The organism is Qipengyuania sp. ABI-127-1 (assembly GCA_022953095.1).
GTDB lineage: Bacteria > Pseudomonadota > Alphaproteobacteria > Sphingomonadales > Sphingomonadaceae > Qipengyuania.
The window spans coordinates 1,849,282-1,873,548 of sequence record JALJCR010000001.1 but is presented as its reverse complement, the minus strand read 5'-3'; the positions used below and the strand labels follow the sequence as shown (position 1 = coordinate 1,873,548).

The 24,267-nt window shown below is 61.7% G+C and carries 25 protein-coding genes, 2 tRNA genes and 1 other RNA gene; 17 read left to right on the top strand and 11 right to left on the bottom strand.

From position 1 onward, the window contains the following. Positions 1-5: 5 nt before the first annotated feature. On the top strand, positions 6-1,298 hold the full coding sequence (locus MUY37_RS09235; RefSeq protein WP_499195042.1) for a dihydrolipoamide acetyltransferase family protein: 1,293 nt from the start codon (positions 6-8) through the stop codon (positions 1,296-1,298). Between the two features lie 199 nt (positions 1,299-1,497). After that, positions 1,498-1,574: transfer RNA gene (locus tag MUY37_RS09230), tRNA-Asp, on the top strand. Positions 1,575-1,602: 28 nt separating this feature from the next. Here the strand turns inward: MUY37_RS09230 and MUY37_RS09225 are convergent. From MUY37_RS09225 to MUY37_RS09200, 6 genes are all read right to left on the bottom strand, one after another. Further along, the gene (locus MUY37_RS09225) at positions 1,603-3,039 is read right to left on the bottom strand and encodes an MFS transporter (RefSeq protein WP_499195041.1); all 1,437 of its coding nucleotides are present in this window, start codon (positions 3,037-3,039) and stop codon (positions 1,603-1,605) included. 50 nt (positions 3,040-3,089) lie between these two features. Further along, positions 3,090-3,305 (bottom strand): DUF2842 domain-containing protein, encoded by a 216-nt coding sequence (locus tag MUY37_RS09220; RefSeq protein WP_499195040.1) that lies wholly within the window; start codon positions 3,303-3,305, stop codon positions 3,090-3,092. Next, positions 3,302-3,874, bottom strand: coding sequence for a 5-formyltetrahydrofolate cyclo-ligase (locus MUY37_RS09215; RefSeq protein ID WP_499195039.1), 573 nt, complete (start codon positions 3,872-3,874; stop codon positions 3,302-3,304). The genes MUY37_RS09220 and MUY37_RS09215 overlap by 4 nt, the downstream gene beginning before the upstream one ends. A 176-nt stretch (positions 3,875-4,050) precedes the next feature. Further along, positions 4,051-4,221, bottom strand: a non-coding RNA gene (gene ssrS / locus MUY37_RS09210) — 6S RNA. 10 nt (positions 4,222-4,231) lie between these two features. After that, on the bottom strand, positions 4,232-4,555 hold the full coding sequence (locus tag MUY37_RS09205; protein ID WP_499195038.1) for a cell division protein ZapA: 324 nt from the start codon (positions 4,553-4,555) through the stop codon (positions 4,232-4,234). Then, a complete protein-coding gene (locus MUY37_RS09200) occupies positions 4,552-4,758 on the bottom strand; it encodes a hypothetical protein (protein ID WP_499195037.1) in 207 nt (68 codons plus the stop codon). Before MUY37_RS09200 ends, MUY37_RS09205 begins: the two co-directional genes overlap by 4 nt. A gap of 178 nt (positions 4,759-4,936) precedes the next feature. Here MUY37_RS09200 and tkt point away from each other — a divergent pair, with 178 nt between their 5' ends. The 4 genes from tkt (at position 4,937) to MUY37_RS09180 (ending at position 9,684) form a co-directional block, all read left to right on the top strand. Then, on the top strand, positions 4,937-6,916 hold the full coding sequence (gene tkt / locus MUY37_RS09195; protein WP_499195036.1) for a transketolase: 1,980 nt from the start codon (positions 4,937-4,939) through the stop codon (positions 6,914-6,916). 16 nt (positions 6,917-6,932) lie between these two features. Next, entirely contained in the window at positions 6,933-7,940 is a 1,008-nt protein-coding gene (gap, locus tag MUY37_RS09190) for a type I glyceraldehyde-3-phosphate dehydrogenase (protein ID WP_499195035.1), read from the top strand. A 92-nt stretch (positions 7,941-8,032) separates the two neighbouring features. Continuing rightward, a complete protein-coding gene (locus MUY37_RS09185; RefSeq protein ID WP_499195034.1) occupies positions 8,033-9,232 on the top strand; it encodes a phosphoglycerate kinase in 1,200 nt (399 codons plus the stop codon). Next, a complete protein-coding gene (locus MUY37_RS09180) occupies positions 9,229-9,684 on the top strand; it encodes a PaaI family thioesterase (RefSeq protein ID WP_499195033.1) in 456 nt (151 codons plus the stop codon). Before MUY37_RS09185 ends, MUY37_RS09180 begins: the two co-directional genes overlap by 4 nt. A 31-nt stretch (positions 9,685-9,715) precedes the next feature. Here MUY37_RS09180 and MUY37_RS09175 read toward each other — a convergent pair whose 3' ends face one another. Beyond that, positions 9,716-10,474: a flavodoxin family protein gene (locus MUY37_RS09175; protein ID WP_499195032.1), complete on the bottom strand. Its 759-nt coding sequence runs from the start codon at positions 10,472-10,474 to the stop codon at positions 9,716-9,718. Positions 10,475-10,732: 258 nt separating this feature from the next. Between MUY37_RS09175 and MUY37_RS09170 the strand changes: the two genes are divergently transcribed. Further along, the gene (locus MUY37_RS09170) at positions 10,733-11,620 is read left to right on the top strand and encodes a fructose bisphosphate aldolase (RefSeq protein ID WP_499195031.1); all 888 of its coding nucleotides are present in this window, start codon (positions 10,733-10,735) and stop codon (positions 11,618-11,620) included. Positions 11,621-11,623: 3 nt separating this feature from the next. Here MUY37_RS09170 and MUY37_RS09165 read toward each other — a convergent pair whose 3' ends face one another. Further along, positions 11,624-12,013 carry a hypothetical protein gene (locus MUY37_RS09165; protein WP_499195030.1) on the bottom strand — a complete coding sequence of 130 codons (390 nt, stop codon included), beginning with the start codon at positions 12,011-12,013 and terminating at the stop codon, positions 11,624-11,626. Positions 12,014-12,094: 81 nt separating this feature from the next. On the opposite strand from MUY37_RS09165, the gene thiE reads away from it, so the two are divergent. From thiE to MUY37_RS09150, 3 genes are read left to right on the top strand one after another with little or no spacing between them, the layout of a single operon-like run. After that, the gene (thiE, locus tag MUY37_RS09160) at positions 12,095-12,730 is read left to right on the top strand and encodes a thiamine phosphate synthase (protein ID WP_499195029.1); all 636 of its coding nucleotides are present in this window, start codon (positions 12,095-12,097) and stop codon (positions 12,728-12,730) included. Between the two features lie 53 nt (positions 12,731-12,783). Next, positions 12,784-14,019, top strand: coding sequence for a L,D-transpeptidase family protein (locus tag MUY37_RS09155; protein ID WP_499195028.1), 1,236 nt, complete (start codon positions 12,784-12,786; stop codon positions 14,017-14,019). Positions 14,020-14,036: 17 nt separating this feature from the next. After that, positions 14,037-14,732 carry a M23 family metallopeptidase gene (locus MUY37_RS09150; RefSeq protein WP_499195027.1) on the top strand — a complete coding sequence of 232 codons (696 nt, stop codon included), beginning with the start codon at positions 14,037-14,039 and terminating at the stop codon, positions 14,730-14,732. Here MUY37_RS09150 and MUY37_RS09145 read toward each other — a convergent pair whose 3' ends face one another. Beyond that, complete coding sequence (locus MUY37_RS09145) at positions 14,733-15,101, bottom strand: elongation factor P (protein ID WP_499195026.1); 369 nt, start codon at positions 15,099-15,101, stop codon at positions 14,733-14,735. Positions 15,102-15,243: 142 nt separating this feature from the next. Between MUY37_RS09145 and efp the strand changes: the two genes are divergently transcribed. From efp to MUY37_RS09110, 7 genes are all read left to right on the top strand, one after another. Beyond that, positions 15,244-15,807 (top strand): elongation factor P, encoded by a 564-nt coding sequence (gene efp, locus MUY37_RS09140; protein ID WP_499195025.1) that lies wholly within the window; start codon positions 15,244-15,246, stop codon positions 15,805-15,807. Positions 15,808-15,886: 79 nt separating this feature from the next. Further along, the gene (locus tag MUY37_RS09135; protein WP_499195024.1) at positions 15,887-16,708 is read left to right on the top strand and encodes an inositol monophosphatase family protein; all 822 of its coding nucleotides are present in this window, start codon (positions 15,887-15,889) and stop codon (positions 16,706-16,708) included. Between the two features lie 87 nt (positions 16,709-16,795). After that, positions 16,796-17,134 (top strand): hypothetical protein, encoded by a 339-nt coding sequence (locus MUY37_RS09130; RefSeq protein ID WP_499195023.1) that lies wholly within the window; start codon positions 16,796-16,798, stop codon positions 17,132-17,134. Positions 17,135-17,201: 67 nt separating this feature from the next. Beyond that, positions 17,202-17,286: transfer RNA gene (locus tag MUY37_RS09125), tRNA-Leu, on the top strand. A gap of 84 nt (positions 17,287-17,370) precedes the next feature. Continuing rightward, entirely contained in the window at positions 17,371-19,134 is a 1,764-nt protein-coding gene (locus tag MUY37_RS09120) for an SLC13 family permease (RefSeq protein WP_499195022.1), read from the top strand. Beyond that, positions 19,131-20,831 carry a sulfatase-like hydrolase/transferase gene (locus MUY37_RS09115; protein ID WP_499195021.1) on the top strand — a complete coding sequence of 567 codons (1,701 nt, stop codon included), beginning with the start codon at positions 19,131-19,133 and terminating at the stop codon, positions 20,829-20,831. Before MUY37_RS09120 ends, MUY37_RS09115 begins: the two co-directional genes overlap by 4 nt. 115 nt (positions 20,832-20,946) lie before the next feature. Beyond that, positions 20,947-22,278, top strand: coding sequence for an amidohydrolase (locus tag MUY37_RS09110; protein WP_499195020.1), 1,332 nt, complete (start codon positions 20,947-20,949; stop codon positions 22,276-22,278). A gap of 94 nt (positions 22,279-22,372) precedes the next feature. Here the strand turns inward: MUY37_RS09110 and MUY37_RS09105 are convergent, their stop codons facing one another. Both MUY37_RS09105 and MUY37_RS09100 read right to left on the bottom strand, forming a co-directional pair. Continuing rightward, the gene (locus tag MUY37_RS09105; RefSeq protein ID WP_103023479.1) at positions 22,373-22,555 is read right to left on the bottom strand and encodes a hypothetical protein; all 183 of its coding nucleotides are present in this window, start codon (positions 22,553-22,555) and stop codon (positions 22,373-22,375) included. A gap of 20 nt (positions 22,556-22,575) precedes the next feature. Further along, the gene (locus MUY37_RS09100; RefSeq protein WP_499195019.1) at positions 22,576-24,174 is read right to left on the bottom strand and encodes an isocitrate lyase; all 1,599 of its coding nucleotides are present in this window, start codon (positions 24,172-24,174) and stop codon (positions 22,576-22,578) included. Between the last annotated feature and the right edge of the window lie 93 nt (positions 24,175-24,267).

Here is a 24,267-nt window from a genome sequence, read left to right as displayed (position 1 = left end):
TCCTCATGGCGAAATTCACCTTCAACATGCCCGATATCGGCGAAGGCATCGCCGAGGCCGAAATCGTGCAATGGCACAAAAAGGTCGGCGACACGGTCAAGGAAGACGAGGAATTCGTCGACATGATGACCGACAAGGCGACCGTGCCGATGGAAAGCCCGGTCGACGGCAAGATCCTGGAAATTGCGGGTGCTGAAGGCGACATGGTCTCGATCGGCTCGATGCTGGTTGTGATCGAGGTCGAGGGCGAGGTACCCGACGACGTGGCCGAGGAGGCTCCGGCCCCCGCGCCTGCTCCCAAGGCGGAAGAAGTCGAAGAGCGCATCGAGGTCGAGACTTCGGACGCCAGCGATGCCGACGATGCGCTCGCCGCAGATCCCGAGCCCGAACTCATTCCGGAACCGACCCCGGCGCCCGAGCCGACGCGGCAGGCTAAGGTTCTCGCTACCCCGGCGGTGCGCCAGCGCGCCAAGGATCTCGGCGTCGATCTCGCCCAGGTCAAGCCCGCCGAAGACGGTCGCATCCGCCACGGCGATCTCGACCAGTTCCTGTCCTACAATTCGGGATATGGCGCCGCCGCCAAGACCCGCGCGGACGAGGAAAAGAAGGTCATCGGCATGCGCCGCCGCATCGCCGAGAACATGGCCGCATCTAAGCGCAACATCCCGCACTTTTCATATGTCGAGGAGTGCGATGTTACCGCGCTGGAGGAACTGCGCGCGCAGCTCAACGCCAATCGCGGCGACAAGCCGAAGCTGACCATCCTGCCGCTGCTGATCACCGCGATCTGCAAGACGCTGCCCGACTTCCCGATGATCAATGCGCGGTATGACGATGAAGCGGGCGTGGTCACGCGTCATGGAGCAGTGCATTTGGGCATGGCCGCGCAGACCGATGCGGGCCTGATGGTCCCGGTCATCAAGAATGCGCAGGCCAAAAACCTGTGGCAGCTTGCGAACGAGATTTCTCGCCTGGCCGATGCAGCCCGTGCCGGCACGGCCAAGTCGGAAGAAATGCAGGGCGGTACGCTCACCGTTACCTCGCTCGGTCCGCTCGGCGGTGTGGCGACGACACCGGTCATCAACCGTCCGGAAGTCGCCATCATCGGCCCGAACCGCATCATTGAGCGCCCGATGTACGTGACCGGCACCGACGGTGTGGAACGGATCGAGAAGCGCAAGCTGATGAACATCTCGATCAGTTGCGACCACCGCGTGGTCGATGGCTGGGATGCGGCGAGCTTTGTACAGGCGCTCAGGAAGCTGCTGGAAACCCCGGCGCTTATCCTCGTCGACTGACAGGTCTCCCCAATCCCGGGGTGAGCGGAAGGATCGAAAAAAGGGCACCGGAGCGCGGCTCCGGTGCCCTTTTTCGTACCCGAATACCGCTTGTAACGGGTCGCCAAATCGCTCCTCGCAAAAAGAGCAAAAAAAGCGCGATATAGGCCATTGACAGAAATCGGAGCCGCCCGTAGATGCGCGGCTCCCAAGTGGCTACGCGGGTGTAGCTCAGTTGGTTAGAGTGTCGGCCTGTCACGCCGAAGGTCGCGGGTTCGAGTCCCGTCACTCGCGCCACTTGGGTTTTGCTTCCGATCGCAAACCGTCAGCCGGTCGCGGATTTCCGCGCTTCCGCCAGCTTGCGCAGATTCGCCTCATGGTCTTCCTTGTCGATCCGGTAGCGCGAGACGAAGAACAGCGCGGTCAGCCACAGCACCAGCAATGACGGCGCATAGAACGCGCCCAGATTCCACAGGATCTCGGGCTCGACGCTCGCCGGATCGGCACCTTCGGGAAAAGCGATCAGCGACAGGATCAATCCCGCGCTCAGCACGCCGAGGCCTTGCGTTGTCTTCCGCGTGAAGGTCATCGCGGCGTAATAGACGCCTTCGGAACGCCTCCCGGTCTTTACCTGGTTCGACTCGACGAGGTCGGCGATCATCGAATAGGCGACTGCCTGCACTGCAATGATCAGCGCCAGATCGATGACATTGATGCTCAATACCAATGGGAACAGCCGCGGATCGCCGTTTTCGGGCATCAGCCCGGCAAGCCGAAGCAGAACAGGGGCAGGCTGGATCGTGAAGGCGAGCAGCCCCAGGACGATTGTCGCCTGCTTCTTGCCCAGCCTGCGCGTGGCCCGGGGGGCGATGACAAATCCCAGGAGTGCCGAAAAGAACACCGTACAGGTCCAGATGAAGATCTGGAATTCGCTGAAGCCCCAGAAATAGCGGAGTATGAGGAACGCCAGAGCGGCGGACAGCCCTGTCGCGATGGCGAACAGCACCGTGGCGAGAAACAGCGCCAGGAAGCTTTTCTCGCTCAGCGTCTCAACCATCTCTCTGAATATGCGGCGGATGCTGTAGCGCTCGCCGGTTTCGACCGGGCGGTGCAAATGCGGTATGCGGCTGTGCGTGCCGAGTGCTGAAATCATGATCGCGGCGAAGATCAGGAGCGAGCCGATAATGCCGTAGGTGACATAGGCCTGTTGATCGCGCATGCCCAACGGGCCGGTCAGCAGCACGCCGAACATAACGATGCTCATGATGTTGCCGCCCGACCAGCCGAAGAATAGGCGGTAGGCCTGCAGGCTGGTGCGTTCCTCGTAATCGCTCGTGAGTTCGGGAATTAGCGCCGAACTCGGTGTTTCGTAAAAGGTAATGCACGTGCGGATCAGGACCGCGAGCAGGGTCAGGTACAGGAACAGTCCGCTCTGCCCCCAGTCGGGCGGATTCCACAGCAGGAAGTAACTCAGCGCCACGGGCAGGGCGGCGGCGTACATGAAGGGATGGCGGCGGCCCCAGCGGCTGCGGAAATTGTCCGACCAATAGCCAACCAGCGGATCGCTGATGGCGTCGACCACCAGGGCGATGAGGATGGCGAGACCGACCAGACCCGGCTCGAGACCGATCACAGTGCCGTAAAACAACAGCAGAAAATAGTCGAAGCCGTTGTTCTTTATGCCGAAAGCTGCCGCGCCCGATCCATGCGCGAGCTTGAGCCAGACCGACGGCTTGTCGGCCTCCGCTGCCTGTGTGGTCATGCCCTCTCCCTTTGACGGAAAAGGCTAGGGCAGGCGGTATCGCTTGGCAATCAGCCCCAGCGGCCGGTTTCCATCCAGATCAGAAAGCGGCGGAGCGGCAGCAGCCAGACGAGGCCGAGCACGATGTAGATCACCGTCTGCACGAGGGTCGGCCAATCGCCGATTACCCCTGGCGCATAACGAGCAATGACGAGGGCATAGATCGAAAGCCCCAGCAGGAGGCCAAGCAGGCCGACCGGAATGCGCCAGGTGGGTTCTTTCCTCATGCGAAGGGTCCATAGATGCGGGTTGGAGTGACGATGGCCGACAGCGGGACGTCGTGCGGCTCGATCGGTAATTCGTCTACCAGTTGCGTGTCCCAGGCAAGGCCGATGGCGGTCGTGCCGGGATTTGCGGCGAGCCAGCGATCGTAATGGCCTCCGCCCTGACCGAGCCGCGCGCCGTCTACGGTAAACCCGACCAGCGGGACGAAGAGGACCTTCGGCGCTACCGGTTCTGCGTCGGCGCTCGGTTGCATAATGCCGAAGGGACCGCTCTCTAGATCGCTTTCCTCGAAGGGATCGGTGAAGCGTGCCAAATCCATCGCTGCGCGCTTGTCCGCAAACCGGGGGAGGGCGATCGCGTGGCCGTGCTCGAGGAAATAACGGGCGTAGGCCGCTGCGGGCGCCTCGGAGGCTGTCGCCCGATAAAGTCCGATGATGGCGTCGTCAGGAACCAGTTCCAGCAAGGGCGCGGGAGGGCGCATGAAAACGAGTGTGCGCATGCTGGCAGGCAGCGCGGCCACATGCTCGCGGCGCGCAGCGCGGAGTTCTTTGCGGAGTTCGTCTTTGGTCACGGCAGAGCTCTCTAGGGTTAGACTTCCTTGGCGTCTATTCGCTCCCTTACGGTCGCTCTATCCCGCTCCCCCTCCCGGCCACCCACGGGACCGTTCCTTATGGGTGGTCGGGAGGGGAAGCGGGATGGCACAGCAAGATAAGGACGGATGCCCTGACCGCACCAAGCTGGAAAAGTGGCGGGACCACCATGGGTCGTTTCCGGCGAAATCCTCTGACGCCTAAAACGTCAGGTGGGTGCCGTATGCCCCAATCCCACGGCCGAACCGGTGGACCAGGGCAGGGACAGCTCCCTTGGATTGCTTATAGCCTCAGGGATATTCATGCGGCTCGTGCCGGGCAGCCCCGCCTCGGCCTATTTAGGATGCGCTCGCTCCACTCTCAAGAGTGGAGGCTGCGTTCTCAAGCGCGATCGCAATGCGTTCGAGTTGACCGGCCAGTTTTTCCGCGTCGATCGCCGGTTCCGCCGGATCGACAGCCACTTTCGTTGCTTCGTCGAGTTCGTCGGCCAAAAACAGCGCGGCGAAGAGCAGGTTCTTTGCTTCCTGATTGGAAAGATTGGCACCCATCGATCCGAGCTTGGCGTCGACGATGCCGGCAAGCCGCTGGACGTGGTCTTCCTGCCCGTCTTCGCAGGAGACGGTATAGTTGCGACCGCCAACGGCGAGCGTGACATTGCTCATACCTCGAGCCCTTTGATCAGCCCGTCGAGTTCCGCGATGCTGGCCGCTACGCTTTCGCGCAGCGCTTCATGGCGGGCGACGAGTTCGGCATTGGATGGCCCGCTCGATACCGGGGAATGCGCCTTAAGCGCTGCCTGAGTCTCGATCCGCGCCAATGCACGATCGATCCGGTCAAGAGCATTTTGAATACGTTCGGAATTCATGGCTGGGACTGAGTACCAAGATAGCCGCTGTCATGCAAAGGCTTGGGTCCTTCTGTTGACAAGTGGGATGAGCAGATGTGCGGTGAGAATGGCTGCGCGCGCGGGTTGACCTCGCGCGCGCGCTCCGCGAAGGCTTCGCGCGCGTCGAATCGGCCCTGTTTTCCGGAGAATATATTCTATGAGTCTCGACACTGCTCGCATGGTCCAGATGGCCAATGCCATCAGGGCGCTTTCTATGGATGCGGTGCAGGCGGCGAATTCGGGGCATCCCGGCATGCCCATGGGCATGGCCGATGTCGCGACCGTCCTGTGGAGCGAGTATCTAAAGCACGATCCCAAGGCGCCCGACTGGGCCGACCGCGATCGTTTCGTGCTGTCGGCGGGTCACGGCTCGATGCTGATCTACAGCCTGTTGCATCTGTCGGGGTATGCCCGCCCGACGATGGAAGACATCCGCAACTTCCGGCAGCTCGGCAGCCCCTGCGCCGGGCATCCGGAAAACTTCCTTCTCGATGGCGTGGAAAGCACCACGGGGCCGCTTGGGCAGGGTCTTGCAATGGCTGTCGGGATGGCGATGGCGGAACGTCACCTGAATGCGACGTTCGGCGACGAGCTGGTCGATCACCGTACCTGGGTGATCGCGGGCGATGGCTGTCTTATGGAAGGCATCAATCACGAGGCGATCGGCCTGGCCGGACATTTGAAGCTCGGCCGCATGGTGGTGCTGTGGGACGACAACAACATCACCATCGACGGTACGACCGATCTATCCACCAGCGAGGACATCAAAGCCCGGTACGAAGCGACCGGATGGCACGTCGTAAGCTGCGATGGCCACGATTTTGACGATATCCGCCGCGCGATCGACGAAGCTGTCGCCGACGAACGCCCGTCCCTCGTTGCCTGTAAGACGGTCATCGGCAAGGGCGCGCCCAACAAACAGGGCACCAGTGCCACTCATGGTGCGCCGCTCGGCGAGGATGAAATCTCCGCTGCGCGCAATGTGCTGGGTTGGGATGCCAAACCGTTCGAAGTGCCGGAACAGGTTCTGTCCGATTGGCGCGACATTGGCGAGCGCAGCGCGACGATGCATTCCGAATGGGACGTGCGTCTCTCGAACAGCTCCGAAAAGGCCGAATTCGAACGCCGTATGGCAGGCGAACTGCCCGCAAGCTTCAATCTCGACAATTATATCCAGTCGCTGATGGCCGAGCCGCAGAAGGTCGCGACCCGCAAGGCGAGCGAAACGACCTTGGCGCAGATCAATGGCAAATTGCCCGACACCATCGGCGGCAGCGCCGACCTGACCGGATCGAACAATACCAAGGCGGGCGGCATCACCGCCTTCACCGCCGACGATTATTCGGGCCGGTACGTGTATTACGGCATCCGCGAATTCGGGATGGCCGCCGCGATGAACGGCATGGCGTTGCACGGTGGCGTTATTCCCTATGGCGGCACGTTCCTCGTCTTTACCGACTATTGCCGTGCAGCCATTCGTCTTTCGGCTCTGCAGCAGCAGCGTGTCGTCTATGTGATGACGCATGACAGCATCGGGCTTGGTGAGGACGGTCCGACCCACCAGCCTGTCGAGCATGTCCAGTCGCTGCGGATGATGCCGAATGTGCTGGTGATGCGGCCGGCCGACGCTGTCGAGACGGCCGAATGTTGGGAGATTGCCCTGCGCCAGAACGATCGTCCAACGGTTCTCGCGCTTAGCCGTCAGGGCCTGCCGCAAGTCCGCAACGCACCCGAAGAGACCGGCTTGTGCGCAAGGGGCGCCTATCGCCTGAAGAAGAACGGCAATGCTCCCAAAGTCACGCTGGTCGCAAGCGGCAGCGAAGTGCATGTGGCGCTCGAATGTGCTGAACAGCTCGAAAAGCAGGGCGTTGGCGCGCAGGTCGTCTCGATGGTTTGCACCGAGCTTTTCGACGAGCAGGACGATGCGTATCGCAGCGATATTTTGCCCGATAGCACGCTCAAGGTTTCGATCGAGGCGGGCACTACCTTCGGTTGGGAACGCTATGTCGGGACCGATGGGTTGACCTTCGGCATCGACCGATTCGGCGCCAGCGCCCCGGCTGGCGATCTGTTCGCGAAATTCGGTCTCACGGCGGACGCCATCGTACCGCAAATCATGAATAAATTGAACGGTTAAGCAGGAGTTCTCACCAATGGCGACCAAGGTTGCAATCAACGGTTTCGGACGTATCGGACGCCTCGTGGCGCGCGCTATCCTCGAGCGTGACGATCACGACCTCGACCTCGTTTCGATCAACGATCTGGCCGACACCAAGTCGAACGCCCTGCTGTTTCAGTACGACAGCACGCACGGCCGCTTCCCCGGCACGGTCGAAGTCGGCAACAATGCGATCATCGTGAATGGCAAGTCGATCGCGGTGACCAGCGAGCGCGATCCGGGCAACCTCCCGCACGGCGACATGGGTGTCGACATCGTGCTGGAGTGCACCGGCTTCTTCCAGAGCCACGAAGCGGCCGAACCGCATATTAAGGCGGGCGCCAAGCGCGTGCTGATCTCCGCTCCGGCCAAGAACGTCTCGGCCACGATCGTCTACGGCGTGAACCACGAAACGCTGACTGCCGACGACGTGATCGTGTCGAACGCCAGCTGCACCACCAACTGCCTCTCGCCGATGGCCAAGGTGCTGCACGACACCGTGGGCATCGAGCGCGGCTTCATGACCACGATCCACAGCTACACCAACGACCAGCGCATGCTCGACCAGATGCACGGCGACATGCGCCGTGCCCGCGGCGGTGCGCAGAACATGATCCCGACCACCACCGGCGCAGCCCGCGCGGTTGGCCTCGTGCTTCCCGAACTTGCCGGCAAGCTCGATGGTAGCTCGGTCCGCGTGCCGACGCCCAATGTCAGCCTCGTCGACCTGGTCTTCACGCCCGGCCGCGACACCAGCGCCGAGGAACTGAACGCCGCGCTCAAGGCGGCCGCCGAAGGCAAGATGAAGGGTGTGCTCGACTATACCGACCAGCCGCTCGTCAGCAGCGACTTCAACCACTATCCGGCCAGCTCGACCATCGACAGCCTCGAAACCAGCGTGATGGAAGGCAAGCTTGCCCGCGTCGTTAGTTGGTACGACAATGAATGGGGTTTCTCGAACCGCATGATCGACACCGCCGGCGTTATGGCGAAGTTCCTGTAAGAGTCAGATCATCGTTCGTGTCGAGCGAAGTCGAGACACGGCCAGGCCAGCGGTTCTCGGCTTCACTCGAACCGAACGGATAGGTTGGAAATATGAGTAACTTCAAGACTTTGGACGACCTTGGCGATATTACCGGCAAGGTCGTGCTTCTGCGCGTCGATCTCAACCTTCCGATGAAGGACGGTTCGGCCACCGACGTCACCCGTGTCGAGGCGGTGAAGCCCACCATTCTCGAACTCGCCGATAAGGGCGCCAAAGTCTTGCTGCTTGCTCACTTTGGTCGCCCCAAGGGTCAGCGCCATTCCACGATGTCGACCAGCTTCGTGCAGGGCGATGTCGAAAAGGTGCTGGGCAAAGAGATTATGTTCATCCCCGAGGTGATGGGGCCGGTTGTCGAACAGTCGATCGGTATCCTGCGGGACGGCGATATCGGTCTGCTCGACAATGTCCGTTTTTGGCCGGGCGAGGAGGCCAACGATCCTGAATTCGCCAAAGGTATCGCGGCGCATGGCGATCTATACGTCAACGATGCCTTTTCCGCCGCGCATCGCGCACATGCTTCGACCGAAGGATTGGCGCATTATCTCCCGGCCTATGCCGGCCGTGCGATGGAAGCCGAGCTGAAGGCGCTCGATGCCGCGCTTGGCAACCCCGAAGCGCCGGTGGCCGCTATCGTCGGCGGGGCCAAGGTCTCGACCAAGCTCGACGTGCTCCACAACCTGGTGGGCAGGGTCCAGCATCTCGTTATCGGCGGGGGCATGGCCAATACCTTCCTTGCCGCGAAGGGCGTCGATGTCGGCAAATCGCTGTGCGAACATGACCTTGCCGACACGGCCAACCGGATCATGGATGAAGCGGATCATGCCGGTTGTACCGTCCACCTGCCGTATGACGTGGTGGTGGCGAAAGAATTTGCTGCCAACCCGCCATCTCTGCGCACATCCAACGTCCATGAGGTCGCCAAGGACGAAATGATCCTCGATATCGGTCCGCTGGCGGTGGAAGCCTTGGGCGATGTCCTCAAAACCTGCCGTACGCTGGTGTGGAACGGTCCGCTGGGTGCATTCGAAACCGAACCTTTCGATGCGGCCACGGTCTCCCTGGCCAAAACGGCGGCTGCTCTGACGCAGGATGGTTCGCTGATTTCGGTAGCTGGCGGCGGCGATACCGTCGCCGCGCTCGCGCAAGCCGGGGTCAAAGATGACTTCACCTTCGTATCTACCGCGGGCGGCGCCTTCCTGGAATGGATGGAAGGCAAGGATCTGCCAGGTGTTGCGGCGCTGACCGCATGAGCGAGAACGAAGCGGTAGGATCAAGCGGTGGTCTCGTGCTTGTCACCGAAGGGGACTGGGCGGGATGGTCGGTATGGCAGGGTGACGCCTTCGAGCAGCGCGCGGGGCCGTTTTACGAGCGTCGCGAGGACGATGGCTCGATGGTTGCTGCCTTCCGCGCCGAGGAACGCCATATGAATGGCGCAGGCTTCATGCACGGTGGCTGTATGATGACCTTCGCCGACAGCGCTATCTTCACGATCGCGACCGATGCTCTTGCCGGTTCGCATGGCGTGACCATGCACTTGGCGGGCGACTTCCTCGATCCGGCGCTCGTCGGCCAGTTGATCGAGGCGCGCGGAGAGGTTGTGCGCGCGGGCGGCAAGACGATCTATGTCGTCGGCATGATCCGGGCCGATGGTGCCCCGGTGCTCAGTTTCAACGGGATCATCCGAAAGATCACCAGAAGATAGGCTCGCGTGCTTTTTTGGCGAAATTCGCTCGCTAGCGATATTCGGGATTGGGGGCGTCGAAGCGGCGCCCCTCGTTCCACAGATCAACCGAATTGCCATGCGCGGGGATGCCGCCTGCGTCCTTGAGCATACGCGCCATGTGCATCAGGTTCCAGGTCATGAAGGTCGTGTTGCGGCGGGTGAAATTATTGTCGAAACCGACATAGCCCGACCCATCTTCCTTCGCGTCGCCATAGCTCGGCCCGGGGCCTGCCTCGCCGATCCAGCCGGCATCGGCCTGGGGCGGGATGGTGTAGCCGACATGCTGCAGGGAATAGAGCACGCCCATGCCGACATGCTTTATTCCGTCTTCATTGCCGGTAACGATACAACCACCGACCTTTCCGTAGAAGATATATTGGCCGCGATCGTTGGTCTCGCCCGAATGGCCGTAGAGCCGCTCGATCAGGCGCTGGCAGACCGAACTTTTCTCGCCCAGCCAGATCGGTGTTCCGACGACAAGGATGTCGGCTGCACGCACCTTTTCCCAGATTGTCGGCCAGTCGTCGCGCTCGGCGCCGTGCTCGGTCATATCGGGATACACGCCCGGGGCGATATCGTGGTCGACAAGCCGCACGCTTTCTAACGCGACATCGTTCCGCACCAAAATTGCCTCCACCACGCCGAGCAGTTTGTCGGTGTGCGAACCTTGCGGCGTCGGCCTCAACGTACAGTTTATCGTCAAGGCCTTGAGGTCCGAAAAGTCGGACGCGCTTTTGTCGCAGAGCTTCTGCTGGATCTCGTCGAGCATGCAATTTCCCAATGTCTGTCGAGAAATACGTTTGAGGGCCGAGATAGTTACAGTTGCCGGTGCTCGCCGTGGCGGGGCTGCTCGCAGTTATCTGGCGCTGGCCCGAATGTCGCAGCACACTCGCTTCCTGCACCGTCTCGGCGATAGCTGAACCTTGGCTCGCCAATAAGTCATCTACCGCTGTTGCAGGCGGGAAATCGCTTTTGTATGGCGCGCGCAAACGAATGCACGATCAGTACCAGACGCGGGGTTTTCCAGATGACTTTTGATGAGATGAAGGCGCGTATCGCCGAAGGCCAGGGCTTCATTGCAGCACTCGACCAGTCGGGCGGTTCAACTCCCAAGGCGCTAAAGGGGTATGGGGTGGACGATACCGCATGGAGCACGGAAGACGAAATGTTCGGCCTGATCCATGAAATGCGCCAGCGCATTATCGAAGCGCCCAGCTTCGGCAATGGCAAGGTGATCGGTGCAATTCTGTTTGAAAAGACCATGGAAGGGGCGAGTGGCGGTAAGCCGGTTCCGGCGCGCCTCAAGGAGCGCGGTATCGTGCCGTTCCTCAAAGTCGACAAGGGGCTGGAGGAGGAGCGCGACGGCGCACAACTGATGAAGCCCAACCCGGGCCTCGAATCCATGTGCCATCGCGCCAGGGAACTCGGCGTTTTCGGTACCAAGATGCGTAGCGTCATCAAGTCTGCCAATCCGGTCGGAATCAAGGAAGCCGTCCACCAGCAGTTCGCCGAAGGCGCACGTATCCTTAGCTGCGGCCTCGTCCCGATGCTGGAGCCTGAATACGACATCACTGCCGACGATCGTGCCGAAGGCGAAAAAATCCTGCTCGAAGCGATCGAGGAAGGGCTCGGTGCGCTGCCCGAAGGCCAGCAGGTCATGCTCAAACTGTCGATCCCCAAGGAAGCGGGTCTTTATTCCGACCTGACCAAGCATCCCAAAGTGCTCCGCGTTGTCGCGCTGTCGGGGGGATATTCGACCGACGAGGCCTGCCGCGAGCTGGCCAAGAACCCGGGCATGATCGCCAGCTTCAGCCGCGGTCTGCTGCAGGACCTGCGCGCCACGCAGAGCGATGAGGAGTTCGACCGAACCCTCTCGGGCGCGATCGACCAGATCCACGCGGCCAGCGTCGCCTGAGGCTCAACGCCGCTCGAAGATAAAGCGATAATCGCCGGGAGCGATTTGGCCGTCAGTGGTCTGCTCCGGCGTAGCTGATACCAGCACGTAGGTGCGCCCCATCACCTCATAGGGTTCGCCCAGGGTGAGCGGGGCGGTCTGCGTCCAGTGCGTGGCGGCAATGCGTGTCGAGACGGTGAGCTTGCCCGCCCAGACGCAGCGAGCGTTTACCGGGCAGCGGCTGTCTTCCTTAACCTCCAGGGGTGTCAGGATCGCATCGCCCGCCCAGACGGGCTGCACCATCGCGACCGGCGTCCCCTGCGCTGCTGCCTCGCTGCCGGACATGGGCGTATCCGGAATGATGGTACAGGCGGTGAGGGGAATAAGCAGCGCAGCGGCAAACAGTGTTTTCATGCCTGCCGTTAGACGTGCCGGACGCTTTCGCAGGTCTGAATGCGTGACGAAATGCGATCGGCGTTCTACAGAGCGCCTCCGATGACCGATACCATACCCTCGACCCAGCTCTATCTCATCTCGCCGCTCGACGTGTCGGGCGATTTCCCAGCGCGGCTCGAACGCGCGCTCGATGCCGGACCCGGTCTCGTCACTGCCTTTCAATTCCGAGTAAAAGGTATCGACCAGCACGAGGCCGCAGCGCTCGCCGAACCTTTGCAGGCTATTTGCGCGGCGCGCGATGTCGCCTTCATCGTCAACGACAATATTTCGCTGGCAAAGCGCCTCAAAGCAGACGGGGTCCATCTCGGTCAGGGCGACGGCGATCCCAGGGACGCGCGCAAGCAGCTTGGCCGCGAGGCGCAGATCGGCGTGACTTGTCACGCATCGCGCCATCTCGCGCTCGAAGCCGGCGAGGCGGGGGCAGACTACGTCGCTTTCGGCGCTTTCTTCCCCAGCACCACGAAGGAAACCGAGCATCGCGCCGAACTCGAACTGCTGGAATGGTGGAGCGAGATGGTCGAACTGCCCTCGGTCGCGATTGGCGGGATCACGCCCGACAATTGCGGGCCGCTGGTAGAGGCAGGGGCAGACTTCCTCGCCGTGTCGGGTGCGGTGTGGAACGGCGACGAAGTTGGCGCGATAAAAGCTTTTGCGGAGCAAATCGCCGCCGCGTGAGTTGGGTGGCCTGAAGGGACGAAGCTGCGTCCCGCGTTTCAGGAAGGGTCCCCATGCGTATATTCGTTCTTGCCGCCGTTTCCTCGTTGGCCCTCGCCGCATGCGGCATGCAGGGGCAGGACAATGAGCAAGAAGGTGATCCGGTTGCCAGCAGCAACAGCGGCAGGGATTATGGCTACGAGACCTATGGCGACGACAACCTCGCCGATACCATGGCCTCCAACGATGATCGCTACCGGAACGAGATCGGCGGGGATGCCGGAGGCGAGCAGGCGCAGCCTTCCGAACTGCCCGATGCCGAAGAGCGCCCGATCATGCAGGCACAGGTTGTGCTCGACCGCGTCGGGTTCGGTCCCGGCGTGATCGACGGCAAGATGGGAATGAGTACGGAAAACGCCCTTCGGGGCTTCCAGGAAGCAAACGGTCTCGAGATGACCGGCAAGCTCGACGAAGCGACCAAGGGCGCGCTCGCCGATTGGGAGCGGATACCGGCGACCCGTGTGGTCACGATCCCCGCAAGCTGGGGCGAGGAAAGCTATACCGATATGCCGGAAGACGTTGCGGAGAAGGCTGAGCTCGAACGCCTCGGCTACGCATCGCTCGACGAACGCCTCGCCGAGCGCTTCCATACCACGGTCGACGTGCTTAAGCAGCTCAATCCGAACGGGCGGCCAGCCACAGCAGCCGATGCCAAGAGGCCCAATCCGCAGCCTACTCCCACGCCCGAGGTCGCGCGCCCGGACGGGCAAGAGCCGAGCTATTTCCGGGCGGGCCAACGGATCCGCGTTCCCAATATCGGTGGCGACCGCATTGCGCCGGGATCGATCGAGGACGGCAATTGGCAGCGTACACTCGCCTCGCTGGGGGTCGGAACCGAACAGCCCGAGGTGGACCGCATCGTCGTGAGCAAGGCGGGCAAGACATTGAAGGCCTATCGCGGTGACGAGCTGGTTGCGCTGTTCACGGTGAGTTCGGGCTCCAGCGAATTCCCGCTCCCGATCGGAGAATGGGATATCCTCGGCGAGGCTTACAATCCGCCCTATAGCTACGATCCCGAAGTGCTCGGCGAAGGCGAGGGGGAGACTTACACTTTGGCTCCAGGACCCAACTCGCCCGTCGGCGTGGTGTGGATCGACCTCAGCAAGGAGCATTACGGTATCCACGGGACGCCCGACCCCGAAACGATCGGTCGGGCTCAGTCGAGCGGTTGTGTGCGCCTGACGAATTGGGATGCGGCGCGGCTCGCCGGGATGGTGTCGCAATCGACGCAGGTGATTTTCGAACCATAAGGCGCTAGGGTTCGAACATGAACTTGATCGATCGCATTCTCACCATCATCGTCACCGCCACGATTACGAGCGCGGTCTGGATCGTCGCGGGAGGAAGCCTCATCGAGAATGCCTCCAGTGTGAGCCAGCGCGACCGGACACGTCCGGCAGAGGCCGCGCCAAGTCCGAACGCGGCGACCGCCGATCAAGGGGCCGAGCCTCAGACAGAGGGGAGCGATACCGCTGCTGCCACAGCGCTCGATTCATCGGTTACTTCCGTACCCGATGCGCGTAGCGGTCGCGAATTGGTCGTTCCCGTGCTCAACGTCCGCCCGAGCGAGCTGACGGATACATTCAGCGATTCGCGCGCGGACGGATCGCGCCTGCATGAGGCGATCGACATTATGGCGCCCAAAGGCACCAGCGTCGTGGCAGCGGGGCCGGGAGAGATCGAAAAGCTGTTTGAAAGCGATGCCGGTGGATTGACGATCTATGTTCGCTCGCCCGACCGCCGCACGATCCATTATTACGCCCATCTCGATGAGTATGCGCCGGGTCTCAAGGAGGGGCAGCGGGTACGGCGCGGCCAACGTCTCGGTACGGTTGGCAGCTCGGGAAATGCCTCCGATGATGCGCCGCACCTGCATTTCGCAATTCTGCAGACGACCGAAGAAGCCGCGTGGTGGGAGCCCGCCAACGCGGTGAATCCCTACCCGTTACTGACCAGCCGCTGATCAGTTCTTGAGCGGCCCGGCGCGATGGCAGCGCAGGCGGCCCAGCTTTCCATCGCGTCCGACCTCTTGCAAGAGACGCGATCCCAGCCGCATGAAACGCGCGCCGCGCATGGGACCGCGGGTAAAGAGCACTCGCTTGCCCTCCATGAGATAGGTCCCGCTGCCTTTGGCGGTGCGGTAGCTCGATCCGCCGGTAATCGCGAAGTCGCGGCCTTCCTGTTCGACCCACGCGGCACCGGTCACATCGCCGGGTAAAGCGCAGACATATTCCCCCTGTTCGAGCAGCGAGAGACGGCCCTGCGCGAATGCAGGTGCCCCGGCGAGGCTCACCACCGCGGCAAAAAGGGCTGTGTTTTTGGCATGTTTCATGTGCTTTGTCCGCAAAGCCATATAGCGAATGCATCGCTCCTTTTCCACTCGCTTGCCCGGAAGGCGCGGCTCGGCTAAGGCGCGCCGCACATACCCGCCCTTTGGCGGATGCGCTCTTTTACAAGTCGAAGGTAGCTTCCCCATGAAGATCAGCGGCGTGGACATCCGTCCGGGCAACATCATAGAGTACGAAGGCGGCATCTGGAAGGTCGCCAAGATCCAGCATACGCAGCCCGGCAAGGGCGGCGCCTATATGCAGGTCGAGATGAAGAACCTGCAGGACGGCCGCAAGACCAATGTCCGCTTCCGCAGCGCCGATACGGTGGAAAAGGTGCGTCTCGATACGGCGGACTACCAGTTCCTTTACGAGGACGGCGAGATGCTCGTCTTCATGGACCAGAATACCTACGAACAGATCAACCTGCCGAGCGACCTGCTCGGCGATGCGCGCCCGTTTCTGCAGGATGGCATGCAGGTAAAGCTCGAGCTGTGGGAGGAAAAGCCCATCTCGGTCGAGCTGCCGCAGCAGGTCGAAGCCGAAATCGTCGAGGCCGACGCGGTGGTGAAGGGACAAACCGCCTCGTCCAGCTACAAGCCTGCCGTGCTCGATAATGGCGTTCGTATCATGGTTCCGCCGCATATCGAAAGCGGTACACGGATCATCGTCGACGTGTACGAGCAGAGCTACGTCGGCAAGGCCAACTGATTGCGCGTGGCCCGCGATCGGGCCACCGTCCACTTTCCGGCGCGCACGATCCGCGCCCTGACCGAATAAGAGAGTTTCCATGGCCGTTCTATCGGGTGTCATCCGCGTAATGGAGAAAGCCGCGCGCAAGGCGGGTGGCCGCCTGCGCCGCGACTTTGGCGAGGTCGAGCATCTCCAGGTCAGTCGCAAGGGACCGGCCGACTTCGTTTCCAAAGCCGATCAGATCGCCGAACGCACGATCTATGACGAACTTCTCTCTGCGCGCCCCGATTGGGGTTTCGTGATGGAAGAGGCCGGCATTATCGAAGGCGATGAAAGCAAGCCGCGCTGGATCGTCGATCCGCTCGACGGGACGAGCAACTTTCTCCATGGCATTCCGCATTTCGCGATCAGTATTGCGGTACAGGAGCCCAAGCTTGGCGGCGGTGGTTGGGGTGATGTCACAGCCGGAGTGATCTACAACCCGATTACCGACGAGACCTTCTGGGCCGAGAAAAGTCGTGGAGCATGGTTGCATGATGGCCGTCTGCGTGTCTCGGCCCGCCGCAATCTCCCCGAGGCACTGATTGCTACAGGTATCCCGTTCCAGGGCCACGGCGATTTTGGTGAATGGACCAAGATCTTCGGGGCTATCGGTCCGCAGGTGGCTGGGGTCCGCCGCTTCGGTGCAGCCTCACTTGATCTCGCCTGGCTCGCGGCCGGTCGATTCGACGGTTTCTGGGAAAGCGGCCTCAACGATTGGGACACGGCTGCCGGCTGCCTCATCGTGCGTGAAGCGGGCGGTTTCGTTTCGGATTTCCGTGGGCGTTCGCAGCCGATACATTCCGCCCAGGTACTGGCGGGAAATGACGCGCTGCATTCGAAGCTCCACAAGCTGCTTGTCGGTGCCCTCAAGGCGTAGCAGCCAGCGCGTTCCAGCACAGGCATCGGGAACCGACGCGAACCTTCATACGTCTCTTCTCCATACACAGGAATGGAGAGGTCGCCCATGTCCACGAAGCTGGCAATCGCATCTGTATGTGCCGCTTGCGCGGTTCCGGCCGTGGGGGCCGAAGGGCAGGGCAAGGCCGAGCAATCGATAGGTTCGTTGCCGCACGAATTCGATCTCGCAAGCACGCTCGTCAAGGATGGCCGAATGGTCACCGACCGCCAGCGCCCGATCTCCTCAACGCTGCACGAGCCCGAACCGGCGGAGCCCGACTTCAGACCGCCCTCGCTCGCATTTCAGCTCGTCGAAGACGGCCCCATACTGGCCATGGGCGCCATGGGCGCCAAATTCAAAGATGCGCCGCGGCTTGCGCATATTGCGATCGGCATGGATTTTTAAGGGACAATGCAACGCGCCGCTTGAACCGCGCCGTGCCACGAGCTATCCGCCGCGCTCCCGACCCAGTGCCCCTGTGGCGGAATTGGTAGACGCGCTCGACTCAAAATCGAGTTTCTTACGAAGTGCCGGTTCGAGTCCGGCCAGGGGTACCAAACTAAATCCTTGCACATCGGTGAATAAACTGGGATTTTTGACACTGGATGATCGGGCCTCCTTCATACCACGCGATTGCAGCGATGATCATCACCATCGCGATGTTCGTCGCCTTTGCGCGCGGGCGCATGTCGGTGGAGATCATTTCGCTGCTGACTATCGCGGTGATCGCGGTCGGCCTCTATTTCTTCCCTCTGCCCGACACTCAGCCAACCGATGGCCTTAGTCTCGCCTTTTCGGGTTTCGGCCATTACGCGCTGATTACCATCTGCGCGCTGATGATCATGGGGCGGGGATTGGTGGTGACCGGCGCGCTGGAACCTGCAGCGCGATTTCTCGAACGGCTCTTCAAGATCAATCTCCAGCTTGGGCTGCTGTTTTCCCTGCTGGTGACCTTCTTTCTGTCGATGATCGTGAACAACACGCCCGTATTGGTGCTGTTGATTCCGATCTTCGTACAACTTGCCCTTCGTGGGCTGTTACCGGCATCCAAGGCGCTCATCCCGATCAACGCGGCATCGCTGATGGGCGGTCTTGCCACGACCATCGGCACTTCCACCAATATTCTCGTCGTTTCGATCGCGGTGGATCTCGGAATGCCCGAAATGGACGTGTTCCATTTCACGCCGATCGTCCTGTTTGCCTCTCTTGTCGCGCTCCCCTTTGTCTGGATCGTGATGCCCCGCATGCTGGGGGACAACCGGGTCGAAACCGTACACGCGCAGCGTCTGTTCGAAACCCGGTTGAGAGTCACCGAGAATTCGATGCTCAACGGACGGGAGTTGTCCGAGCTCGAAACCCGTCTTCCCACGGGTATCGAATTCCACGACGTTCCTCCCGGCCTGCTAAGACCTCAGCATCGCTTGCGCATGACGGGCACCCACGAGGCAATCGAAGAAGCCATGGCGACGCTGCGCGGCGATGCCGCCCCCAGTTGGGTGCTTGACCGCATCCGGCGCCGGTCGAGCGAGACGCGCACCGATATCGCGGTCGGTGAAATGATCGTGACCGCCGACTCCCGCCTTATAGGCCGGACCTTGCCCAGCTCGGGGATCGCCGATCTTTACGGTGTCGCAATCATCGGGACCCATCGGCCCGAGCGACTTGTAGGCGAAAAGGAGAAGTTCTCAGAGGGTGGCGATCATCGCTTTGCCGAAGGTGACGTACTCCTGGTCATGGGCCTGCCCGACGACATGCAGCATTTTGCCCGGGCCGACAGCCTGTTGCAGCTCGAAGGAATGCGCGAGCTGCCCCGCCGTTCGAAGGCGACCCTGGCTGCCGCGATCATGGGCGGCTCCATCGCTCTCGCTTCGGTCGGTCTGGTCCCCATCGCCATTGCCTCGCTGGCAGGTGCGATCCTCATGTTCGTTACCGGCTGCGTGAAATTCGACCGCGTCGGGCGCGGTCTTTCGGGCAGTGTCATCGTACTCGTTGCGGCGAGTATCGCCCTTGGCCGCATCATCCTGGATAGCGGGGCGGCCGACTGGATCGGAACCGTGCTTGCCGCGGGGCTCGACTATCTGTCCCCCGCCGCCGCGCTTGCAGCGATCATGCTCGCAATGACTTTCCTGACCAACTTTGCGTCCAATGCCACGGCAGCAACCGTCGGTACGCCCATCGCCTTTGCAATCGCGACCAAGCTGGGCCTTCCGCCAGAACCGCTTGTCCTAGCCGTGCTGTTCGGCAGCAACCTCTGCTACGCGACACCCATCGCCTACCAGACCAACATGCTCATCATGGCCGAGGGGTCTTACGAGTTTAAGGACTACGTTCGTACCGGGGTGCCGCTGGTCCTTATCATGGTTGCGATGCTTTCGCTGGGCCTCGTCGTGACCTACGGATTGTGAACAAGCGCGGTGCGTGGCTGTCGGCAGCTGCGAAGCCGCTGGCGCTGCTTACCTACATCCTGTCGCTAACTCCCGGAGTCCTGGACCGGATCGCCGATATCGGGGGGATGGGCGGCAAGATCGCCTTTGTCGGCATGTTCGCGCTTGCAATCATCGGGATCGTGGGCGCCGCATGGACACGCCCGGCATGGCTGCGCTGGGCGCTCGCAATCCTGTTCGCCGTCGGCTCTTGGTTCATGGAGAGCTACGAGCGCTCCTCGCTCGATTTCATGACCTATGCGGTCTACATCGACCTCGTAAACGCGACCGGTTTTGCAGGCGATGCCATCGAGCAGAACAGCCGGGCGCTATCCGCGGCAATCCCGCGCGCGCTGCTCCTCTTGCTGGCCATCGGTCTAAAGCCAACGGGCGCTTTTCAAATGCACGGCCGTCTCGGCCCAATCGTTCCCCTCGTGCCACTCCCAATAGTAGCCCTTTTCACCGGCTTTGCGTTTCTGCGAGGCGGTGACGGGCTGAAGGGCGTTCCGGGCAGCTATCCCGCGCTGACCTACACACTGCTTGCCGGATACGAACGGTTGACGGGCGACCTGGGCCCGCGGGAAGCGGTGGCAATCGCGCAGGCCGCCAAGCCGCTCTACCGCGATATCGTGTTGCTTATCGACGAGAGCGTCACGGCGCACTACCTCGATATCAATTCACCTGCGGGCGTGTCCTCGGGCCTGACCGCCCCGGGTGAAGGCATCACCCTCGCCAATTTCGGCATTGCGGCGGCCATCACCAACTGCAGCACCGGTTCGAACATCGCCCTGCGCTATGCCGGAACGCGCGACACCTACCGCCGCGACATCGGGGTCGGACCGTCTCTCTGGGCTTATGCGAAGGGGGCGGGACTGGAGACGGTCTATCTCGATGCCCAGCGGACCGGCGGTGCTCTTCAGAACGGCATGGATGCAGAAGAGTTCGCCGAGATCGACCGCTTCATCCAATTCGACGATGTCCCCGTGGTCGAGCGCGATATGGCGCTGGGCGAGACGCTCGCCGAACTCCTCTCGGACGAGCGCTCGAGCTTCATTATCGCCAACAAAGTCGGCGCGCATTTCCCGGTGCACGACAAGTACCCGGCAGATCGTGCGCTCTACCTGCCTAACCTTGCTCAAGGATCTTACACGAATATCGTCGATACAGGCTCGCGAGCCGGTTTCGGCGGCAGCAAGGAAGAGTGGAAGCGCTACCGCAATTCCTATCGCAACACACTTGCCTGGAGCACGGGCGAGTTCTTTGCGGATTTCCTGCGCAACGCCGACCTGAGCCGGGCGTTGGTTATCTACACCTCGGATCACGGGCAGGATCTGCACGAGGATCGCGAGGCAGGGACGACAACGCATTGCTCATCCTCGCCCCGTCCCGAAGAAGGTGCGGTTCCACTGGTCGCAATGCAGGGCGAGGGCGGGCCGTTTGATTTCGTGCCCAACGGTCCCGCCAGCCACTACATGATTGCACCGACCCTGCTTGCCGCGATGGGATACGAGCGTGCAGCAGTGCGGGCACGCTATGGCGGAGCGCTCGACGAACCCTCGACCGATCCGGGAACGTTTAACATGCTGTTCAACGCCCGTCTCAACCGCGAACCGCAGTGGCAGAAGGTGGACGAGGCCGATTTCGTGGCGGTCCCCGATGATGGTCCCGCGAAGGAATAGGCCCGCCCTTTCCTACCGCGCGTCATTCTGCGAAAAGACCCCTCGCAAACGAGAGCAGGATTTTCCGCCAATGGACCGTGGTCCATGCGGTCCATGTGTAGGGAGACGAGTGCCGATGTCCAAAACCGTTCCAACAAGCCTGGCCGCGCTGGCGATGCTGCTGGCAGCGCCCGCCGCCGCCAACGAACTGCGCGACGATCTGGCCGCCGACATGCCCGAGCTGATGGAGCTCTACCGCGATCTCCACGCCCATCCCGAGCTCAGCTTCGAGGAGTTCGAGACCGCGGCCAAGCTCGCCAAGCGGATGAAGGCGCTGGGCTTCGAGGTAACCGAAGGCGTGGGCAAGACTGGCGTGGTGTCGGTTATGCGCAACGGCGATGGCCCGACGGTGCTACTGCGCGCCGACATGGACGGCCTTCCGGTGATCGAGCAGACTGGGCTGCCCTATGCCTCGACAGTCACCGCGACTCCGGCCAGCGGCGTCACCACAGGCGTGATGCATGCCTGCGGTCACGATACCCACATGGCCGGCTTCATCGGTGCGGCGCAGCTTCTGGTGGGGCACAAAGACACGTGGCAGGGCACGCTGGTCATGGTGCTTCAGCCTGCGGAAGAACTGGGTCTCGGCGCGCTCGCCATGTTGGAAGACGGGCTATACTCCCGCTTTCCCAAACCCGATTACGCGCTGGCATTTCATGATGCGGCAGCGCCAGCCCCTGCGGGGACCATCGGCTATACTCCTGGCTATGCACTGGCCAATGTCGACAGCGTGGATATCACGGTGAAGGGTGTCGGCGGGCATGGCGCCTATCCGCATACGGCGATCGATCCTGTCGTTCTCGCCAGCGCGATCGTCATGAAGCTGCAAACCGTCGTCAGCCGGAATTCCTCGCCGCTGGACCCGGCCGTCATTACCGTGGGCAGTTTCCATGCCGGCGCCAAGCACAATATCATCAGCGACGAAGCAAAGCTCCAGTTGACCGTGCGCAGTTATTCCGACGAGAGTCGGCAGCTTCTGTTGGACGGTATTCGCCGCGTTGCGCGGGGCGAAGCAATCACGGCCGGCCTGCCCGAGAAATTGATGCCCGAAGTGACGGTCAAGGACCCTCACACGCCGTCGACGTTCAACGATCCCGAGTTCAGCGAGAAGGTCGCTGCGGGCTTTCGTCAGCGTTTCGGTGAAAATCGTGTCATGGAATGGCCCGCAGTTATGGGCGGCGAGGATTTCAGCCAGTATCGCCGGGCCGCGCCCGAAGATGTCAAATCGATGATCTTCTGGATCAGCGGCACACCGCAATCGATGCTCGATGCGCTGGAGAAGGACGGAACTCCGCTGCCCTCGCTTCATTCGCCTTTCTGGGCTCCCGATGCGGACAAGGTCGTAGCAGCCGGAGCGGAAGCCCTAGCGAGTGCCGCCATCGATCTGATGCCCATCGGCGAGAACTAGTCACCAAAAAAGAGTGGCCGCCGGAGCGTTGGGGACGCTTCGGCGGCCGTTTTCTCCTCCCCAGGAGAAATGATTAAACCGGGTTATATTCCGCTTACCCGTCCGAAGGGACGTAGGTGCCCAGGCGGTGGTGAAGGGCGTTGATCTTCGCCAGTTCCTCCCGGTCCTCGGTCTGCCTTGCATAATGCGTCAGGGCAGTACGCAGCAGCCGGAAGTCGGCGGTTGAGAACAGCGCGCGGGCGCGGCCGGGCTCTGTCTTCGGAGTGTCGTCTGTCATGGTCGTCATCCTTCCTCTCCTTACGCAGCGGCGAACTGGTTCATCGTATTGTCTTTACCGCCCGCTTTCAGGGCTGCTTCGCCGGCGAAATACTCCTTGTGGTCGTCACCGATGTCCGACCCGGCCATGTTCTGGTGCTTCACACAGGCGATGCCTTGGCGGATTTCTTCGCGCTGGACGTTCTTGACGTAGCCGAGCATCGCCTGTTCGCCAAAGTATTCGCGAGCCAGGTTGTCGGTGCTCAGTGCAGCCGTATGATAGGTCGGCAGCGTGATGAGATGGTGGAAGATACCGGCGCGCTTCGCGGCATCTGCCTGGAAGGTGCGGATCTTTTCGTCGGCTTCGGCGGCCAGTTCACTGCCATCGTAATCGACGCTCATCAGCTTGTCGCGATCATAGGCCGAGACGTCCTTGCCCGCTTCGGTCCACGCATCGTAGACCTGCTGACGGAAGTTGAGCGTCCAGTTGAAGCTGGGCGAGTTGTTATAGACCAGCTTGGCATTGGGGATGACCTCACGCACCCGGTCCACCATGCCGGCGATTTGCTCGACATGCGGCTTCTCGGTCTCGATCCACAGCAGGTCGGCACCCGCTTCCAGTGCGGTGATGCAGTCGAGCACGCAGCGATCCTCGCCGGTTCCCGAACGGAACTGGTAGAGATTGCTGGGCAGGCGCTTCGGGGCCAGCAGCTTACCGTCGCGGCTGATGAAGACCTGACCGTTCTTAATATCGGCTGCGTCGACTTCGTCGCAATCGAGGAAGCTGTTGTACTTGTCGCCGAGGTCGCCCGGTTCCTTCGAATAGGCGATCGACTTGGTGAGGCCTGCACCGAGGCTGTCGGTGCGGGCAACGATGATGCCGTCGGGAACGCCGAGTTCGAGGAAGGCATAGCGGATCGCGCGGATCTTCTGGTGGAACTCTTCGTGGGGAACGGTGACCTTGCCATCCTGGTGGCCGCACTGCTTTTCGTCCGACACCTGATTTTCGATCTGCAGGGCACAGGCGCCAGCCTCGATCATCTTCTTGGCAAGCAGATAAGTCGCCTCCGCATTGCCGAACCCGGCATCGATATCGGCGATGATCGGCACGACATGCGTTTCATGCTCGTCGATTTCCTTGGTCAGGCGCTGCGTATTCACCGCATCGCCTGCTGCCTTGGCTTCGTCGAGTTCACGGAACAGACCGCCCAGTTCGCGGGCGTCGGCCTGGCGCAGGAAGGTGTAGAGCTCTTCGATCAGTCCGGGAACCGAGGTCTTCTCGTGCATCGATTGATCGGGCAGTGGGCCGAATTCGCTGCGCAGAGCGGCGACCATCCAGCCCGAAAGATAGAGATAACGGCGCTTGGTGCTGCCGAAATGCTTCTTGATGGAGATCATCTTCTGCTGAGCGATGAAGCCGTGCCACGTGCCGAGCGACTGGGTGTAGTTCGCCGGATCGCGGTCGTAGGCTTCCATGTCCTCGCGCATGATCTTCGCGGTGTAACGTGCGATGTCGAGCCCCGTGCGGAAACGGTTCTGGACAACCATGCGCGCGGCGCTTTCGGCGTCGATTGCAGCCCAGGGCGCACCGTTGGCTGCGATGGTTTCGTTCAGTTCCTCGATCCGGGCCTGGTAGGTCACGGGGTGCTCCTTAGTCGTGTGTGGGGCGTTATCGTCTGACACCTCTGTGCCGGAACTCGGCGGGGCGTGACAGGGCAATTTACAAAATTTCTT